A 15860-nucleotide genomic window follows, 5' to 3' on the forward strand; every position below is an offset into this window, starting at 1 on the left:
GCTTCGCGCCTACGGGATGCGCAGCAGTGACTCGGCGTTCCGGTGCGCGATCTTGGCCCGGTCCGCTTCGCTGATCGGGGCCGTACGCAGAAAGTCGGTGGCCGTCCGCATGGTTTCGAAGGGGTAGTCGGTGCCGAACAGGATGTGGTCCGAGCCCAGCGCGAGCATCGCCCCGAGCAGCGGGGCGGGCGAGCAGACCCCGCTCGTCGTGATGTACAGGTTGTGGCGCAGGTACTCGGAGGGCCGCTCCCGCTTCAGCTCGATCCCGCGGTGATTGTGGAAGCCCCACCGTGAGTCCAGCCGCCACAGCACGAACGGCAGGCCCTCCCCCATGTGCCCGAGCAGCAGCTTCGCGTTCGGGAAGTCGTCGAAGACGCCGCCGAAGATCAGGCGGAGGGCGTGGGTGGCGGTGTCGGCGCCCCAGCTCCACATCGGGCCGATCATCTCGGGGTGATCGGTGAAGACATGAGAGGTGTCCGCCCCGTTGGCCGGGTGCAGATACAGCGGAACGTCCAGCGCCTCCGCCATCTCCCACACCACCCGCAGGCTCGGGTGATCCAGATACATGCCGTTGGTGTGCGCGTTCACCAGCGCCCCCTTCAGCCCCAGCTCCTTCACCGATCGCTCCAGCTCCCGGGCCGCGCCGACCGGGTCCTGCAGCGGCAGCGCGCCGAAGCCGCAGAACCGGTCGGGATGCTCGGCGATCACCCCCGCGAGGAAGTCGTTGACCGTGGCCGCCTTGGCGACCGCCGCCGCCGGATCCGTCTCGGCCTGGATGCCCGGCGAGTTCAGCGACAGGACCTGCACGTCCAGGCCGCACTCGTCCATCGTGGCCAGCCGCTCCTCCGTGAGGTCCAGCAGCCGTCGCGACGCCTCGGCCCATGCCTGCGGTTGGGCTATCGATTCGGTGGAAGCGCCGTAGCCGACCAGGTCCGGCGTGACGAAATGCTCTTCAAGACCAATGATCTTCACGCGAGTCCTTACGTAATAGTGGATGCATTTCGAAATGGTGAATCCCCTGAAGACGCGTGTCAACCGTTACGACGCGGAAACATTTCTCGGGGCAAGCCGCCATGGGCCGGTCGCGGGCGGCCATCCACTGCACGACGGCGCCGAGCAGACCGACAGAGCGGTCCGCATCCGCCTCGGCGATGTTCCGGTCGTATTGCCGGAGTTTGTCGCCGGATCTCGCCCTGCGACGCCATCGACTGGGGCAGCCCCATCAGCCTCGGGGCTCCCACGAACACCGAAACGTCTGACGCGAGTCTTGACCGCAGCCAGTCAACCTCTGCGAGAATCCGTTGAGGAATGGTGAATTCTGTTCGCTGTTGATCAATTATGGTGCGCGTGCCTCAACGAGGAGGGATCGCAGTGACGGTCAACCGCAGGTCGTTCCTGATCGCCGGAACCGCAGTACCACTGGCCGGCGCCCTCGATGCCGGAGCCCCCGGCAGCGCCGGCGCGGTCGGCGTCGCGCGGAACCGCGGCCTCTCCGACAGAACCATCGAACTCACCGACGGCTGGCGGTTCGCCCTCGTCAACCCGGCCGGCATCACCGACCCGACCGGTGCCTACGCCGGCGCGGCCGACCCCGGTTACGACGACTCGCGGTGGCGGGCGGTCCAGGTGCCGCACGACTGGAGCATCGAACTCACCCCCACCACCGGCTCCGGCACCTCCTCCGGCACCGGCTTCCTACCCGGCGGCCTCGGCTGGTACCGCACCTCGCTGACGCTGCCGCCCGCGCTCGCCGGCCGCCGGATCTCGGTCGAGTTCGACGGCGTCTACATGGACTCGTACGTGTACTGCAACGGCACCCTCGTCGGCAACCACCCCTACGGCTACACCGGGTTCGCCTTCGACCTCACCGATCTGCTGCACACCGACGGGACCACCGCCAACGTCATCGCCGTCGAGGTACGCAACAAGCTGCCCAGCAGCCGCTGGTACTCCGGCAGCGGCATCTACCGGAACGCCCGTCTGGTCGTCACCGACCCGGTGCACGTGCGGCGTTGGGGCACCTATGTGACGACCCCCGACATCACCGCCGGCCGCGCCTGCGTGCGGGCGCAGGTCGACGTCGTCAACGAATCCGGGACTGCTCGTACCGTCACCGTCGTCACCACCGTCCGCGACCCGAGCGGCCGTCCCGTGGCACGGGCTGCTGCGGATCTACCGATCGACGCCGGCGCGTCCCGGACCGCGACGCTGGAACTCACCGTCGCCCGGCCCAAGTTGTGGTCCTTCGACACCCCGCACCTCTACATGCTGGACACCGACGTGGAGGTCGGCGGCGAGGTCGTCGACAGCTACCCCACCACCTTCGGCATCCGGCACATCGCCATCGACCCCGACACCGGGCTGACCGTCAACGGCGAGTACGCCAAACTCCAGGGCGTCGACCTCCACCACGACCAGGGCGCGCTGGGCTCCGCCATCAGCCCCGACGCCGTGCTGCGCCAGATGACCATCATGAAGTCCATGGGTGTCAACGCCTTCCGGACCTCGCACAACCCGCCCTCCCCCGAGATGATCCGGGTCTGTGAGCGGCTCGGCATCCTCATGATGGTGGAGGCGTTCGACTGCTGGCACTCGGCCAAGACCACCTACGACTACCACCGCTTCTTCGACGCCGACAGCGACGCCGACATCGCCGAGATGGTCAAAGCCGCCCGCAACTCCCCCGCCGTGCTCATGTGGTCCATCGGCAACGAGATCTCCGACTCCACCACCGCCGCCGGAGTCCCCATCGCCCAGCGCCTCGTCGACGACATCCGCGCCCTGGACCCCACCCGGCCCGTGGTCATCGGCTCCAACAAGTACCACTCCGTGCCCGCCGTCGGCTCACCGGCGGACCTGATCCTGGCCATGCTCGACGGCCTCGGTCTCAACTACAACACCGCCGCGTCCGTGGACGCCCTGCACGCCCGCTACCCGCACCTGTTCCTCTTCGAGTCCGAGTCCTCCTCCGAGACCTCGACCCGGGGGACCTACCAGGAACCCGAGCACCTCAACACCGGCGAGAACCACACCCCAGGCAGACGCGCGACCTCCTCGTACGACAACAACCTCGCCTCCTGGACGATGAGCGGCGAGTACGGGCTGAAGAAGGACCGCGACCGCGCGTTCTTCACCGGGCAGTTCCTCTGGTCCGGCATCGACTACATCGGCGAGCCCACCCCGTACAACGTCTTCCCGGTGAAGGCCTCGTTCTTCGGCGCGGTGGACACCGCGGGGTTCCCCAAGGACCTGTACCACCTGTTCCGCAGCCAGTGGACGAGCGAACCGATGGTCCATCTGCTGCCCATGGACTGGACCGGCCACGAGCCGGGCGAGAGCGTGGAGGTCTGGGCCTACTCCAACGCCGACACCGTGGAGCTGTTCCTCAACGGCACCTCGCTGGGCGTGCGGACCTTCGACGCCAAGCGGACCACCGACGGCCGCGGCTACCTGGAGACCACCGAGGCCACGGGCGACGACAAGACGGTCACCGCAGGTCCGTACCCCGGCAGTTACACCAGCCCCAACGGCAGCGCCGGCAAGCTCCACCTCATCTGGCATGTCCCCTTCGCCCCCGGCGAACTGAAGGCGGTGGCCCGGCGGAACGGCCGTACCGTCGCGACCGATGTCCTGCGCACGGCGGGCGCACCGCACACCCTGCGCCTCACGCCGGACCGCACCACGCTGGACGCCGACGGCCGGTCGCTCGCCCATGTCACCGTCGAGGTCATCGACGCCCGGGGCGTCACCGTGCCCGACGCCGATCACCTGATCACGTTCGCCGTGACCGGCGGCTCGCTGGCCGGGGTGGACAACGGCCGCCAGGAAAGCGCCGAGCGGTACCAGGCCACCACCCGCACCGCGTTCCACGGCAAGGCCCTGGCCATCGTCCGCTCCGGCACCCGGCCGGGACGGCTCACCCTCACCGCGAGCGCCGACGGACTGCACACCGCCGGCACGGCCGTACGGACCACCCCCGCCCGTACCGTGTCGACCACCCCCGCCCGGCCGTTCGCCCCCGACCCGGGCACCGGCGACCCCGTCTACCCGCTGGCCGACGCCGGCTACTCCGGGGCCTCCAACACCCTCCCTGCCGCCATGCTCGACGGAAACCCGGACACCGGCTGGTCCAACGCCTTCGCCAAGTCCGCCACCGCCCTGCTGCCCGCCTTCAGCGGCGCCCGCCCGTCGGACTGGATATCGGTGACCTGGGCCGCGCCGCGCACCCTGCACACCGTCGAGGTCTCCTTCATCGTCGACGCCACCCACACCCTGCCCGCCTCGATCGCCGCCTCCTACTGGGACGGCGACCGATACGTCCCCGTCAAGAACCCGGCCGTCAGCTGGGCCACCGCCTCCGGCTCCCCCACCGTGCTGACCTTCGCCCCCCTCACCACCGCCCGCCTCCGCCTGGACCTCACCAGCGCCCACCCCGGCGCCACCAACGGCGCCCAGCGCATCAGCACCCTCACGGTGCCGGACGCGTGACGGGTGGCGCGTCGTCGCCGACCACCCTCGGGACCAGCCCGTCGCGGGCCACGGCCTCGACGGCCTGCGGCACGTGACGCTCGCTCGTCTCGAACAGGACAAAAGGCTTGGAGCGATCTGCGCTCACGGGGCCGAGAAAAATCTCGAGGAATTCATCCCGAAGGCGTGACATGGACGGGGGTTTCGACGCTGATGCTCGTGTGACGAAGATCTGGATGTCCCGACATACCATCCCGCGAGCGGCCGCAAGGCCGCTCGCCGGCCGCTCGCCGGCCGTACTCGCGCGGCTGGGCCGCGGATACCCGAGACAGGAGCGTCATGCGCCACCGGGACCGCCGCCCCAGGGTGCGTGACACCCGGCATGGGGCTCTGGTGCGTGATGGACGATCTTCTCCTCGCCGTCCTTGCCGGGCTGATGGCGATTGGCCTGTCGCTCCTGCTGTGGTCGGCGATGGTGCGGGTGTCGCCGCGGTGCCGTGCGTTGTACGCGCTGAGGGCGCGTGAGGTCCTGCGGCGGCGGTACGTGGCCGGGGAGATCGACTGTGGCGAGTTCTGGCACCGGATGTCGCAGGTCCCGGAGGAGTGACGCGGTACTCGGAGTGGCTTCCGGCGGCCGCTGCGGGTTGGCGGACGGTGCTGTGACGGGTTCGAACGGTTCGGTGCCGAAGCCCACCGCTTCCGACCGGATTCCGGCCCGGTTCCCCGCCCGGCGTCGGGATGCCGCATGATGTCGCAGGTGCGCAGAGCAGAAGAATTCGGTGTGAGTGACAACAAACCACCGCCCGTTTCCGGACATCCGGCGGAGCCGAAGGACTTGTCGGCGGCGGTGAGCGCGGCGCGGGCCGGGGACCCGGAGGCGTTCCAGTCGGTGTTCCGGGCCCTGCAACCGGGACTGCTGCGGTACCTGTACGTCCTGGTGGGGAACGAGGCCGAGGACGTGGCCTCCGAGACCTGGCTGCACGTGGTCCGCGATCTCGACACCTTCCGCGGCGATGCGGACGGCTTCCGGGGTTGGCTCGTCACCGTGGGCCGCAACCGCGCCCTGGATCATCTGCGCCGTCAGCGCCGCCGCCCACAGGCGGCCGGGGTGCCCATGGACTACCTGGCCGATCTGCCCGGCGGGGACGACACGACGCGGGCCGCACTGGGCGGGTTCCGTACGGGTACCGCGCTCGGCCTGATATCGGCCCTGCCACGGGACCAGGCCGAGGCGGTGCTGCTGCGGGTGGTCATGGACCTGGACGCGGACAGCGCGGCCCGGGTTCTCGGCAAGCGTCCCGGGGCCGTACGGATGGCGGCGCAACGGGGCCTGCGCAAGCTTGCGAAGCTGCTGGAACGGTCGGAGGCCGAGCCGGAGGAGGCCGCCTCCGCCGGTCGTACGGAGCCCGCGCACGAGCCCGGGAAAAAAATCTCACCCCAGGGTGTGACACGGAGCAACGACTCGACGCTGAAGGACATGAGATGAGGATCCACCGGACGCGACGGATCGATCCGGACACCGCCGAGAAGCTGCTCACCGGCCGTCCGCTCGGTCCTGACACAGGTCATGACGCCCTCGCCGATCTGCTCGCCGCCCTGGCCGCTCCCCCGGCCGACGGCGAACAGCCCGGCGAGCGAGCGGTGCTGGCCGCGTTCGAGGAGAAGCGTCTCAGCCCTGTCCAGCCGCTCGGGAGGAGCCGGATGACAACCGTGGCCGCACCGGCGAGGCGGTTGAGCGCCAAGGCGCTCGTGGCGGCGTTCGCCACCACCGCCGTGTGCGGGGTGGCCTTCGCGGCGGGTACGGGCCACCTGCCCGGGGTGCGCGGCGACGGTCCGGCCGTCGGTCCCGGGGGCGGCGGTTCGTCCGCGAGCACCACGGCCGGCGCCACGGGTTCCGCCGACACACCCGAGGTGGCGGACACCGGTGGTCCGGACAGTCCCCCGGCGAGCGCCGACCCCGCGTTCACCGGGCTGTGCCGTGCGTACACCAAGCACAGCGTCGTCGGCCGCGCCAAGCTCCTGACGAAGCCGGCATACGCGGACCTGGTCGACGCGGCGGACGGCGCGAACCAGGTCGCGGCCTACTGCGCCGCGGTTCTCGGCACGACGGAGCACGGCGCCCAGGCCTCCGCGAGCGCCACGGCCACGCCGTCCACCGGTGCCGGTAACGGCTCCGCGTCCACGCATGCCGCTCACCCGAGCACTACGCCGAAGTCCACCCATGCCGCGACCGCTCCGGCGCGCAGCACCCCGACCAGTCACCCGGCCCATGCCGGGTGACGCCCCAGCGCCGGGCGGGCGGTGCGTCAAACTCCCCCTGTGGCCGCACCGCCCGCCCGGTCCGACCCGCCATGAGTGAGCCGTGAGCGACCACACCTTCATCATGACCCCGATCACTCCGCCGCTTGCGGAGCCTCAGGGACCGTACGAGCAGCTGACGGCAGCGTACGAGCCGTTTCAGGAGCCGTACGGGCCGTTTCAGGAGCCATACGAGCAGCCTCCGGCGCCGTACGAGCAGCCTCCGGCGCCTGTCCGACCGGCGCACGCCGCCCACGCCGCCCCCGCGCCCGTCTTTGTCGACGCCTCGGGGCGGCGTCGACGTCGGGTCCGACGTCTCGGCCTGGCCATGGCGGTCCTCGCCGTCGGCTACCTGGCCCTGGTGATCAGTACCGCGCTCGGCGGCCCCACATTGAACGAGCCGTTCCTGCCGCTCCCGGGCGCGACGAAGACCGCTGCCGCACAGCCTGCACCCGAGGACTCGCCTGCGGGCACGGGCGACGCGACGCGACGTTCCGGCGGTGCAGCCAGGACCGGGCAGCCGCAGGGGGCGTCCGCGGGGCCGTCCGCGACCGCGACGCCGTCATCCACGGCTCCCGCCGCTTCCGCCTCCTCTTCCACCGGTTCCTCGGCCAAGCCGAGCCCCGCCGCCCACTCCACGAAGAGCCGCGCCAGCACGGCTCCGGGGGCGACTCACCGCCCCACCAAGTAACCGAGAGCCCTGTCCCATGAGCCGCAGCCACCGCCGCAAGCCCGCCCGCCGCAGACCGAGCCCTGAGCGCGGTCGCCCGGCGGCAACCCGTCGCGAGGCGCCGCTGCGCACCCACTGGCTGCTGCTCTGCACCCTTGTGCTGACCCTGACGGCGGCACTGCTCCTGCAGGGCTACAGCCACCACATGCTCAACGACGCGGCCGACGGTACGGCGGCCGCGCCCGGCCCCGCCGCTGCGGTGCCCGCCGCCGTGGCCCACGGCGGACCCGTGGTGGACGCGGGCGCCGCCCACCCCCGCACCGCGCAGCCCGCAGCCCGTACCATCGCGCTCACCTTCGACGACGGCCCCGACCCGCGATGGACGCCGCAGGTCCTCGACATCCTGCGTCGCAACCACGTGCACGCCACCTTCTTCGTGGTCGGTACCCTGGCCGCCCAGCATCCGGACCTGGTCCGGCGGATCGTCGCCGAAGGACACCAGGTCGGCATCCACACCTTCACCCACGCCGAACTGTCCACCCTCCCGCCCTGGCGCCAGTCGCTGGAGCTGCGCGAGGCCCAGCTGGCGGTGGCCGGTGCCGCCGGGGTGACCACACCGCTGCTGCGCCCGCCGTACTCCTCGGGCAACGACGCCGTCGACGACGCGGCCTGGGACAGCATGCGGCGCGCCGGACAGCAGGGCTACCTGACCGTACTGACGACCAGGGACAGCGAGGACTGGCAGCGCCCCGGCGTGGCCAAGATCGTCGCCAACTCCACACCGCACGACGCCGCGGGCCAGGTCCTGCTGATGCACGACGCGGGCGGGGACCGTTCGCAGACCGTCGCGGCGCTGCGCGTCCTGCTGCCCGAGCTGAAAGCCGACGGGTACCGGTTCGCCACCGTCAGCGCCGCCGTCGGCATGGCGGATCCGGTCCGCGACGCCGGCATCGGCGACCACTGGCAAGGACTCGGCCTGATCTACCTGCTGCGCGGCGGCAACCTGGTCCTGTCGGCGCTGGACTGGCTGATGGTGGTCGCCGGGGCGCTCAGCCTGCTGCGTGCGGTCACCGTGCTGGTCGCCGCGCGGCGGCACCGGCGGGCCCGGCGCGTGCCGTGGGGCCCGCCGGTCACCGCACCGGTGTCGGTCGTCGTGCCCGCGTACAACGAGAGCGCGGGTATCGAGGCGGCGGTCCGCTCCCTGGCCGCCTCCGACCACCCGGTGGAGATCATCGTGGTGGACGACGGGTCCACCGACGGCACCGCCGACCTGGTGGCAGCGCTCGGCCGGCCCGGCGTCCGGCTGATCCGGCAGGCCAACGGCGGCAAGCCGTCCGCCCTCAACACCGGTATCGCCGCCGCCTCCCACGACCTGGTGGTGATGGTCGACGGCGACACGGTCTTCGAGCCCGACACCGTACGCATGCTGATCCAGCCCTTCGCCGACCCACGGGTGGGCGCGGTCTCCGGCAACGCCAAGGTCGCCAACCGAGGTGGGCTGCTGGGCCGTTGGCAGCACATCGAGTACGTCGTCGGCTTCAACCTGGACCGCCGCCTGTTCGACCTGGCCGAGTGCATGCCCACCGTGCCCGGCGCGGTGGGCGCCTTCCGCCGCGAGGCCCTGCGGCGCGTGGGCGGGGTCAGCGACAGCACACTCGCCGAGGACACCGACCTGACGATGGCCCTGTGCCGGGACGGCTGGCGGGTCGTCTACGAGGAGAGCGCCATCGCCTGGACCGAGGCCCCCGCCTCCCTCGGCGCCCTGTGGAAACAGCGCTACCGCTGGTGCTACGGCACCCTCCAGGCCATGTGGAAGCACCGGGGAGCCCTGGTGCGGCGCGGCCCTGCCGGCCGGCTCGGCCGCCGGGGGCTCGGGTATCTACTGCTCTTCCAAACGCTGTTGCCGCTACTCGGCCCGGTGGTGGACGTCTTCGCCGTCTACGGGCTGGTCTTCCTCCAGCCGACGCGGGTCATCGCGGTGTGGCTGGCCTTCCTGCTGCTGCAGCTGACGATGGGCCGGTACGCGTTCCGGCTGGACGGCGAACGCACCGGACCGCTGTGGAGTCTGCCGTTGCAGCAGTTCGTCTACCGGCAGCTGATGTACCTGGTGGTGGTCCAGTCGGTGTTCACCGCCCTGGCCGGCTCCCGTCTGCGCTGGCAGCGGATGGAACGTTACGGCAGTCTCCAGGCGCCGCCCTCCCCCACCGCACCGGTCCCGACACCAGCCGCACCCACCGCGCTCGCCGACGCCTGGCTGGCCGAGGCCCAAGCCGCGCACGCGAACGACACGGTGATGAACGCCGGCTCCTACAACGCCCACAGCCTCGGCTCATACAGGGAGTCATGGCAACGCTGACCAGCGACGACTCGCTGACTCGCGACGTGATGCGCTGGAACCCCTGAGGACTGGGCCATCTCCACCGCCCCGGCCCACCCGGTGCTGGTCAGCACGGCTGACTTCATCGCCGTGCAGCATTTCCGTGCCGCCCGCGAGCCAGCGCCAGGATGGACGACGCGCGGGTGACCTGGTCAACCGCGACTTCCAGGCAGCCGGCCCGGACCGGTTGTGGGTGGCCGACTTCACCTACGTGGCCACCTGGTCCGGCACCGTCTACGTCGCCTTGTGCGTCGACGCCTTCTCCCGCCGGATCCTGAGCTGGAAGGCCTCCCGCAGCAAACAGACCTCCCTGGTCCTGGACGTCGTCGAACAAGCCCTCTGGCAGCGCGGCTACCGACCGAACCAACAGGTCAACGCGCTCGTGCACCACTCGGACGCGGGCAGCCAGTACACCTCGATCGCCTTCACCGAACGCCTCGCCCAGGCCGGCATCGCACCCTCCATCGGCAGCGTCGCCGATGCCTACGACAACGCCCTGGCCGAGTACTCAGGGCCCTCTCAGGCAACTTGTAGATCCGCTCGCAGGTCCCGATTGCGGCATCCCTGAGTGCGGGTGTTACGGCGGATCCTTCCGTGGTCACCTCGAAGCCGTGCTTCACGCGCTGCCCAGGAAGAGCGCGCGTGAGCTGCGCGTCCCAGCGTGGGCCCTCGACAAGAAAGTTTGGGCGAGATCCAAAGTCATCCCGGCCCGACAGCCTGGACGTGCCATGGTGGCGAGGTCGGTTCTGAAGGAGCGGCATCCCACGAATTTGAACTCGGGTTGTCCCTCCCCGCTGACGACAGCCCGAGTTCCAACTCAGTAGCGCTTCCAAGCCTTTTCTGTCTGGTGGGCGATGAATGGCCTGGACAGTAGGTTCGAGGTAGATCTTGGCCCAGGTCACCAGATGGCCGACATATGAAGGGTCGGCCCAGATGATGGCACTTCGGGATCCATGAGAGCGAGGCGAATACCTTCACGTATCCGATTGGCAACCTTAAGGTCCCTCAGTACCGTGACGAGGGGAGGTGTCACCATGCTGGATCAGATCGGCCTCTATTACCCCTACATTCACTTTCGCAACGAGGAGTGGCTTAAGACCGCGGCTCTCTACTGGCCGCAGTTGGCCCGCGTTGTGCCGGCCGACTACGAGCTGTTCGATCTGCGGACGACACGCGCGCTCATCGATCAACTGGACTTCATAGTGCCGGTGGAGCCTGAACCCGCGGCGCAGGCGGTGGCGCCGATGTTTCTGGATGTGATCGCCCGGCATGCCGAGGACTTACGGCGCTTGTACAGCAATCAGCTCTCGGACGTGCGTAATTGGCAGGCCGCCGGGGTCGACATCCCAGACCCCCGGTACGTGTCTGCAGACCCTTCTCCGCCGCAACCGGGCTCAGGGTCACGCCCTCACGTTGGTGGTGTCGTGGCTGGTACCTACTGGGAGGAGGTCACCCCCGAACTGCGTGATGCTCTGTTCGACTCGGGCCTTGCCGTCGAGACGCGACTGTCACGCTACACACCCGACGCGAGGTACTACCGATGGGTGGCCATGGACGTCGGGCTGGCGTGGGTCTACAAGTGCGCCTTCGTCGAAGAACTGGCCCGCCAGGGCAGGTTTGCCCCCACCACAGACGAGCCCACCGCACATATCGCGTCGAACGGATGGGACAGCGACCGCATCACTACCGCCCTCCTAGGAGGAGCTGCAGGTCCCTCCGTGACTCCCTCTGCCGGTGACGTCGAACTTGCGAGCCACGTTGGCATGCTGGCCATACGGATTGCCATACCGGAGTTCCTCTCCGAGGTGCGTGTGGAGAAGATCATCAAGCTGCGTCAGGACTACAAAGCGGAGTTCGATGCATTTACCAGTGCCGTGACCGAAACCGTCGCCGACCTCCGGAGCGAGTTGGTCGGCGTCAGTCTGCCGGCCTCCCGCGAAGCCTTCCTACGCAAGGAGGTTGGGAAACGCTTTGAAACCCCACTTGAGGACCTTCGCAAAGCCATGAGAGGCCTCTACCTCGGGACCGTTTACTCCGCAGCAAATCTCAAGTTCGAGCTTCCTGGCACGGTCGCTGCCCTCGGTGGCGGCGCCGCCGGCGGCAACGCCCTCGCCGGGCAACCGCTACTCGGCACGGCTCTCGGCGCTGCCTTTGCCGTCGCTGGCCTGCACCGCTCTGCGGCCCAGCAGCGCCGAGCCCTCCTATCCGGCTCCACGGTGGCCTACCTCCTGTCCGTCGAGAGCGGTCTGCAGCCCCCATCCCTGCTTCGGCGTCTTTCCCGCTTCACCTGATAATCCGACAAAGCGGAGTGTCTCGCTCGAGGCTGATAGAGAGGGCTGAGCCTCGGGGTCCATCGCAGGTGTATCGCGATCACTGCGAACCAACAACGAAGAGCGGGACTCAGTGAGACTGAGTCCCGCTCTTCGCGTTAGGCATCTGCGCGGTTCAACCGCATGATCGTGCTGCTTGATCCGGAGTTCCCCTGGCGGGGTCACGCGCATCGGGTGTCGCGGCGACGCCTCATACGTCCATCAGCGTGCTTTTGCCCTGCAGGGCGGTGCGTTGTGGCCGTTGTCGGGTGGACGGTTTGCTCCTGCTGGCGGCGGTCGGTCTCCTGAGGCCGCCGGCAGGCGGTGGTCGCCGGACGCAATACGTGGTGTAGCTGGCATTTCTGCTGGGCATCGTGGTCTCCCTGGCGGCGAACATCGCGGCTGCGCCCGCGCTGGCCTGGAAGCCCGTGCTGGTGGCGGGGCGGCCGCCGGTCGCCTTGTTGCTGTCGGTTGAGTTGCTGGCTCACAGGTCAAGCGGCCGGGTGGAGGTCGCGCCCGGCAGCTTCCAGGACGCCGAAGGCCAGGGCGACAGGCGACATGGCGCTGCCCGCCATGGAGATCGACTGGCCGCCCAGAAACCACCGAAAGGCAGCGGACCGGAGCGGCTGCCCGGACGCGAGGCCACTACTAGCTACCGGTGACGCATCCCCCTCCAGGTGGTTCACGATCTCGGCTCTCTGAGGCATCTGTTGCAGGCACAAGGGGCCACCGTGCCAGTGCCTGCAGGACGCCTCAAGTGGTTTCGCAGAGCGGTCGCGCCGCTCCGAGGCGCGGCTGCCAGAACTGAACGATTCCAGGGCGGAACTCGGAGGCCAGTCTCCTCAGAACGGGAGTCCACGTACGGGTTCCTTGCGTTGACTTCTTAGCGGATCAGGGTTCGGAGCACAGGAACGCAGATTCCTGCGCTCATGACTCCGGCGAGTACCGCAGCCGCCGCAGACCTGCCATCAATAAACGTCAGGCCTCCCACGATGAGCCCGATGACGACCGCCGTCAGCAGAACGAGGGCGGTATGCATGGGCAGGAAGGGAACGGGATCGGAGGTGGGTGCAGTCGTCGCCGGTGCCGGGGGGTTCGCGGGCGTGGCAGGGGTCGGTGCGTTATGCGGCGTCGGATCGGGTGGGCAAGTCACCGGTTTCTCCTGCATCGTTGGTGTTCTGATGCCGCTGATAGGTCGCCGTCTCCGAGGTACCCCACGGGGCGTTTTCGTCCCCTGGCCCTCTCTCTGAAAAATCTTGGAAGTGGCCGTGGGGTACCGGCAGAAGCCGCACCTACAAGGTCGGCACAAGCGACGACCCAGAAAGGCCATGGGGATGAAGGGCGACAGCGAGGCTGCGGACGAGGAGTCCCCAGGCGCGCATGCCCGGCACGTAAAACCTGCGGAACAGCCCCACTCTTTCGATCTGGGCGCTCCCGTGTCGGCGAGCGAGGCCATGGGGCACATGGCCTCGCCGTTCGTCGACGACGCCAGCCGCCTCCAGGAGAGTCTGGAGCGGCGCATGGCCGACAGGCAGTTGCTGAAAGTGCTGTCTTCCGAGAACTTCACCGGTCCCCGGTACGTCCGCTTCACGGAAGAGCTGGCCCGATACGGCATCTCCGTACTGCGCGGGATGATGCACTCCGGGTACGTGTTCAAGCTTGTCGCTTTACGCGGCTACGCACTGAACCCGACGGAGTCCGAGCTGGAGGAACTGGTCCGCAACAGTGACGTTCGAGATGAGCTGGCGACGATGACTGTGGCACGAGCACTGCCCCGGTTCCGGAAGCACGCGCTCGTGGACGGCGGTTGGCGATTCGAGGGGGGTGCCAGCATCACGACGTACTTCATAGGTGCCTGCGTCTACGAATTCCCCAACGAGTACCGCAAGCACCGGGTGGCCGAAGCCCGGTGGCGTCGCGCACTGTGGCGCGACGCGACATCCGCGGAACCCCGGGCCAGCCACAGCGAGGAGTCCACGATCCTGGGCACCATGCGGGTCAAGGACGAACTGAACAGCCTCAAGCCGCGGGAACGGACGGTTCTGGCGATGACGATCGACGGATATACGCAATCGGAGATCGTCGAGATCCTCAACGAGACGTCAGAGCGCGCTGTCGAGGGCGTGCTCCACCGCTGGAGGCGCAAAGCCCAGCAGGCGAAACGCGGTGAACTTGATGGGTGACAGCCAGGACAACGAGTTCGACGCACTGCTGGCAGAGTCGTCCCTGGGCAGCACCGGAGCCCGCCACCTACGGGATCGCACGTCAGCGTCCCATGCTCGCACCGTCCGCAGGATGGCCGACTTGCGCAACCAGATGGTCCACGGCACCGGGGACGCATCTGCGGAGGCTGCCCGTGAAGTCGTCCAGCTTCTGGACGCCCTCGGGTACCAGGGACATGAGCGGCTTCCCAGCCAGGCGTTCCCTGGGGAGCCAGACGCTGCCGCCCTCCGCCTCCTTGCTGCGCACATCGCCGGGTCCGAACGCAGTGGCGCAGCACAGGAAGCACGAGCCGGTGGCACACCCACCGTAATGAGAGTGCTGCTCGGCAAGCGCCTTCAGGACCTCCGGGAAAAGGCCGGCCTGCAGTACGAGCAGGCGGCCCTCGCACTGGACGTCACCCCTGCCACAATCCTCCGCATGGAGACGGCTACGGCCACCCTGAAACTCCCCTACGTCGAGAAGTTGCTGCACACCTACGGTGTCACCGACTCCTCCGACATCGAGGCCTTCCTCAGCCTGTGCCGGGATGCCAACCAGCCTGGGTGGTGGCACCGCTACCACGATGTGCTGCCCGACTGGTTCAGCGCCTTCGTGAGTTTGGAGGGCGAGGCCGATACAATCCGCGCCTACGAACCGCACTACGTCCCCGGACTCCTCCAAACGGACGACTACACACGAGCGGTACTGCGGGCGGGACGTCCCTCTGCCTCCGAGCAGGAAGTGGAACATTCGGTGGCGCTGCACACCGAACGCCGGCGGCTGCTGACCCGGGAGAACCCACCCCTGCTGTGGATGGTCATCGGCGAAGCAGTCCTCCGTCGGCCTACCGGCGGCCCCGCCGTGATGCGCGCCCAAATCGACCGGCTCATCGAAGCATGCTCGCTGCCCCATATCCGGCTCCAGATCATGCCGTTCTCCTCAGGCCCACACCCGGGGATGTACGGGCCCTTCCAGATCTTCCGCTTCCAACAGCCCGAGCTGCCGGACATCGTCTACGTGGAGAGCTTGACCAGCGCCACCTACTTCGATGACCGGGCCGACGTGGCGACCTTCCTCGAAGCGTTGGACCAGATGAGTGCCCAGGCACCTGGAGCAAATCTGACCACGGCGATCCTGGAGCACGCCCGCAAGGAATTCTGACCAGTCCTCCCTGTAGGCCGTGATGACCTTGAACGGCTCCGCTCTGACAGCGATCACGGGGAATCATCACGGGCGGTCTCACCAACAGGGATCATCTTCCGTAAGAGTTCGAGTTCGGCCCGGCCGTACAGCTGCCTCTTGATCTTCTTGATGCGGTTCACGGCGCCCTCGGTGCGGTCACGCGCTGGAACACCCCCGAGGACTGGGTCATCTCCACCACGCCGGCCCACCCGGCGCTCGTCGGCGAAGCCGACTTCATCGCAGTTCAGCACCTCCGCACCGCCCGCGAGACTGCGCCCGGCCGCACCTACCTACTCGCTGGCGTGCTGCGGTGCGGGGTGTGCGAGCGCCGGATGGAGTCCTGCTGGAACCACCA

At 68.8% G+C, this 15860-nt stretch carries 12 protein-coding genes and 1 pseudogene; 11 read left to right on the forward strand and 2 right to left on the reverse strand.

Annotation, left to right across the window (positions count from 1 at the left end; all coding sequences use genetic code 11):
- Positions 1 to 9: 9 nt before the first annotated feature.
- On the reverse strand, positions 10 to 972 hold the full coding sequence (locus OG607_RS08240; protein WP_405720581.1) for an amidohydrolase family protein: 963 nt from the start codon (positions 970 to 972) through the stop codon (positions 10 to 12).
- Positions 973 to 1371: 399 nt separating this feature from the next.
- Here OG607_RS08240 and OG607_RS08245 point away from each other — a divergent pair, with 399 nt between their 5' ends.
- Positions 1372 to 4488 carry a glycoside hydrolase family 2 TIM barrel-domain containing protein gene (locus OG607_RS08245; RefSeq protein WP_405720583.1) on the forward strand — a complete coding sequence of 1039 codons (3117 nt, stop codon included), beginning with the start codon at positions 1372 to 1374 and terminating at the stop codon, positions 4486 to 4488.
- On the opposite strand, the gene OG607_RS08250 is transcribed toward OG607_RS08245, so the two are convergent.
- Entirely contained in the window at positions 4469 to 4615 is a 147-nt protein-coding gene (locus tag OG607_RS08250; RefSeq protein ID WP_405720585.1) for a hypothetical protein, read from the reverse strand. The two genes, OG607_RS08245 and OG607_RS08250, sit on opposite strands and share 20 nt — an antisense overlap.
- Before the next feature lie 252 nt (positions 4616 to 4867).
- Between OG607_RS08250 and OG607_RS08255 the strand changes: the two genes are divergently transcribed.
- The 10 genes and pseudogenes from OG607_RS08255 (at position 4868) to OG607_RS08300 (ending at position 15484) form a co-directional block, all read left to right on the forward strand.
- Positions 4868 to 5074, forward strand: coding sequence for an SHOCT domain-containing protein (locus OG607_RS08255; RefSeq protein ID WP_405720588.1), 207 nt, complete (start codon positions 4868 to 4870; stop codon positions 5072 to 5074).
- Positions 5075 to 5248: 174 nt separating this feature from the next.
- Entirely contained in the window at positions 5249 to 5953 is a 705-nt protein-coding gene (locus tag OG607_RS08260) for an RNA polymerase sigma factor (RefSeq protein ID WP_405720591.1), read from the forward strand.
- A complete protein-coding gene (locus OG607_RS08265) occupies positions 5950 to 6747 on the forward strand; it encodes a hypothetical protein (RefSeq protein ID WP_405720594.1) in 798 nt (265 codons plus the stop codon). The genes OG607_RS08260 and OG607_RS08265 overlap by 4 nt, the downstream gene beginning before the upstream one ends.
- Before the next feature lie 82 nt (positions 6748 to 6829).
- Entirely contained in the window at positions 6830 to 7456 is a 627-nt protein-coding gene (locus tag OG607_RS08270; RefSeq protein WP_405720597.1) for a hypothetical protein, read from the forward strand.
- A gap of 16 nt (positions 7457 to 7472) precedes the next feature.
- Positions 7473 to 9791 (forward strand): bifunctional polysaccharide deacetylase/glycosyltransferase family 2 protein, encoded by a 2319-nt coding sequence (locus OG607_RS08275; RefSeq protein ID WP_405720599.1) that lies wholly within the window; start codon positions 7473 to 7475, stop codon positions 9789 to 9791.
- Positions 9792 to 9957: 166 nt separating this feature from the next.
- A pseudogene (locus OG607_RS08280) lies at positions 9958 to 10317 on the forward strand (transposase); the annotation flags it as partial.
- Positions 10318 to 10846: 529 nt separating this feature from the next.
- Positions 10847 to 12103: a DUF6236 family protein gene (locus tag OG607_RS08285; protein ID WP_405720601.1), complete on the forward strand. Its 1257-nt coding sequence runs from the start codon at positions 10847 to 10849 to the stop codon at positions 12101 to 12103.
- A 392-nt stretch (positions 12104 to 12495) separates the two neighbouring features.
- Positions 12496 to 12783: a hypothetical protein gene (locus OG607_RS08290; RefSeq protein ID WP_405720604.1), complete on the forward strand. Its 288-nt coding sequence runs from the start codon at positions 12496 to 12498 to the stop codon at positions 12781 to 12783.
- 672 nt (positions 12784 to 13455) lie between these two features.
- Entirely contained in the window at positions 13456 to 14304 is an 849-nt protein-coding gene (locus OG607_RS08295; protein WP_405720606.1) for a hypothetical protein, read from the forward strand.
- Positions 14305 to 14653: 349 nt separating this feature from the next.
- Entirely contained in the window at positions 14654 to 15484 is an 831-nt protein-coding gene (locus OG607_RS08300) for a helix-turn-helix domain-containing protein (RefSeq protein WP_405720609.1), read from the forward strand.
- Positions 15485 to 15860 lie beyond the last annotated feature (376 nt).

Source organism: Streptomyces sp. NBC_01537, assembly GCF_045040445.1.
In the GTDB taxonomy this organism is placed as follows: Bacteria; Actinomycetota; Actinomycetes; order Streptomycetales; family Streptomycetaceae; genus Actinacidiphila.

Coding starts and splice junctions, on each gene's coding strand:
- OG607_RS08255 (WP_405720588.1), top strand. CDS start 4,868: ATGGACGATCTTCTCCTCGCCGTCCTTGCCGGGCTGATGGCGATTGGC.
- OG607_RS08265 (WP_405720594.1), top strand. CDS start 5,950: ATGAGGATCCACCGGACGCGACGGATCGATCCGGACACCGCCGAGAAG.
- OG607_RS08275 (WP_405720599.1), top strand. CDS start 7,473: ATGAGCCGCAGCCACCGCCGCAAGCCCGCCCGCCGCAGACCGAGCCCT.
- OG607_RS08285 (WP_405720601.1), top strand. CDS start 10,847: ATGCTGGATCAGATCGGCCTCTATTACCCCTACATTCACTTTCGCAAC.
- OG607_RS08295 (WP_405720606.1), top strand. CDS start 13,456: ATGAAGGGCGACAGCGAGGCTGCGGACGAGGAGTCCCCAGGCGCGCAT.
- OG607_RS08300 (WP_405720609.1), top strand. CDS start 14,654: ATGAGAGTGCTGCTCGGCAAGCGCCTTCAGGACCTCCGGGAAAAGGCC.